This window comes from Stenotrophomonas sp. 2YAF22, from assembly GCF_052114665.1.
Classification (GTDB): domain Bacteria; phylum Pseudomonadota; class Gammaproteobacteria; order Xanthomonadales; family Xanthomonadaceae; genus Stenotrophomonas; species Stenotrophomonas indicatrix.
The window spans coordinates 1-2,379 of sequence record NZ_JBFRFE010000653.1 but is presented as its reverse complement, the minus strand read 5'-3'; the positions used below and the strand labels follow the sequence as shown (position 1 = coordinate 2,379).

Sequence of the window (2,379 nt, the reverse complement as noted above, 5' to 3'; positions counted from 1 at the left end):
GCATGGCGCGCAGCGATTCATTGCCGGTGCGGGTGCGGCGGTCGAACAGCGTCGGCAGGATCGAGATCGGCAGCGGCCGGCGGCGCGAACGCTCGACCATCTCGCCGGTGCGGACCATGCCATCCAGGCCGTGCAGGGCCAACGGCTCGGCCTGGGTAGGGATGATCAGGCGATCGGCCGCGGCCAGTGCGTTGATCATCAGCAGGCCCAGGGTCGGTGCGCAGTCCAGCAGGATGTAGTCGTGCTGGCCCTGGTGGCGGGCGAGCGCGTTCTGCAGGGCCAGGCCGAGGCCAGGCTGGTTGGCGCTGCGTCGTTCCAGCGTGGCCAGCGAGGCCTGCGCGCACACGTAATCGAGTCCGCCGATGTTGCTGGCATGGCTGAGCGCGGAGAGGTCGGCCGGCGGTGCGCCGAACAGTTCCAGCACGCCGGCCGGTGCCGGCTCGATCGGCACGCCGAAGGCGCGGGTCAGCGAGGCATGCGGATCGAGATCGATCAGCAGCACGCGGTGGCCGAGCGCGRCCAGGCCGCGACCGAGGGCGAGGGTGGTGGTGGTCTTGCCGACTCCGCCCTTCTGGTTGGCGACTGCCCAGATGCGCATCGGATTACTCCTTCATTGCCGGGGGAACGGCGGCGCCGACGCGGCTGCCAGCCGGCACCGGTGGCAACTGCACCGGTGCGATGGGGGAAGTGGGGGTGGTGGCCGGTGCGGTGGCGGCCTGTTCGCTGGCGCCGCGGGCAGCGCCGGTGGCGGCATTCAGGCGTTCGCCGAGCGGGTCCACCGAATGACTGGTGTCGGCCAGGATGATGACCATCACCCGCCGGTTGCGATTGCGGCCCTGTGCGCTGTCGTTGTCTTCGCGGGGGCGGAACTGGCCGTAGCCGACCATCGCCAGCCGCGATGGCTGCAGCCCCTGGTCAGCAAACAGATGCACCACGCTGGCCGCGCGCCCGGCCGACAGTTCCCAGTTGGACGGGAAGGTGGCAGTGGCAATCGGCACGTTGTCGGTGTGGCCTTCCACGCGCACGCTGTTGGGCACGTCGCGCAGCACACCGGCCAGGCTGGCCAGGGTGTCGCGCGCATGCACGTCCAGCGCCGCCGAGCCGGTCGGGAACAGGATGTCGCTGTTGATCTCCACTTCGATCCACAGCTCGGTACGGCGCACGCTGATCATGCCGCGGTCGATCAGTGGCGCCAGCGCGGCGGTCAGGCGGTCAGCGATGCTGTTGAGCTGGCGCTCGGCACGCGCGATCTGTTCCTGGTTGTGCACCGACACCGGCATGCGCATCTGCGAGGCCATCGCCGGCAGCAGGGTGGGGTCGTGCGAGGGCGCGGGAGCGGACGGCCCGATCTTGGTGCCGGACTTGATCACCGACGGGCTGTCCCAGCCGCCACCCTGCACCTGCTTGTTGCCCACCTGCACCGGATTGATGGTGCGCGGCGCACCACCGAAGGCATCGGTGAGGGCGTCGGCCATGATCCGGTACTTGCCCTCGTTGACCGAGGAGATCGCGTACATGACCACGAAGAAGGCGAGCAGCAGCGTCATCAGGTCGGCATAGGGGATGGCCCATGCCTCGTGATTGGCGTGCTCTTCGTGGTGCTTGCGGCGGGCCATGTCAGTGCAGGAAGCCGGAGAGGTTGGTTTCGATGTTGCGCGGGTTCTCGCCCTGGGCAATCGAGATCAGGCCTTCGATGACCATTTCGCGGTCGCGGCTGGAATGGGCGATGACGCCCTTCAGCTTGGCGGCGATGGGCAGGAACAGCAGGTTGGCCGAGGCGATGCCGTAGATGGTGGCGGTGAACGCGGCGGCGATGCCGTGGCCGAGCTTGCTCGGGTCGGCGAGGTTCTTCATCACCGCGATCAGGCCGAGCACGGCGCCGATGATGCCCAGCGTGGGCGCATAGATRCCCATGCTTTCAAACACCTTGGCGGCGGCCTGGTCCTGGTGCTCCTGGCTGCCCAGTTCGATCTCCAGCATGTGCCGGATCGATTCCGGTTCAACGCCGTCCACCAGCAGCTGCAGGCCCTTGCGCAGGAACGGGTCCTGCTGTGCTTCCACCTGCGATTCCAGGCCGAGCAGGCCCTGGCGGCGGGCGATGTTGCTCCACTCCACGATCTGCTGGATCAGTTCACGACGGTCGCTGTGCGGCGGCCGCACGACCCAGCGCACGATCTTGAAGGCGTGCTTGAACACCGCTGGCGAGGTGTGCAGCAGGATGGCGGCGATGGTGCCGACGATGACGATCACGAACGCCGCAGGCGACCACAGCGACGCCAGGCCGGCGCCCTTGAGGATGCTGCCACCGACCAGCGAGGCCAGGGCGAGGAAAAGTCCAATGAGGCTGAGTCTATCCATGGGTCCGGTATCGGCTTGTAT

General features: G+C 68.0%; 3 protein-coding genes. All 3 read right to left on the bottom strand.

All coding sequences use genetic code 11. From position 1 onward, the window contains the following. Window positions 1-598, bottom strand: a 598-nt coding sequence (locus tag AB4Y84_RS19515) for a ParA family protein (RefSeq protein ID WP_442250709.1), incomplete at its 3' end; no start/stop codon positions are given. Window positions 599-602: 4 nt separating this feature from the next. Then, window positions 603-1,616, bottom strand: a complete 1,014-nt coding sequence (gene motD, locus AB4Y84_RS19510) for a flagellar motor protein MotD (RefSeq protein WP_394197718.1) — start codon at window positions 1,614-1,616, stop codon at window positions 603-605. Window position 1,617: 1 nt separating this feature from the next. Beyond that, entirely contained in the window at window positions 1,618-2,358 is a 741-nt protein-coding gene (locus AB4Y84_RS19505; RefSeq protein ID WP_025878976.1) for a flagellar motor protein, read from the bottom strand. Between the last annotated feature and the right edge of the window lie 21 nt (window positions 2,359-2,379).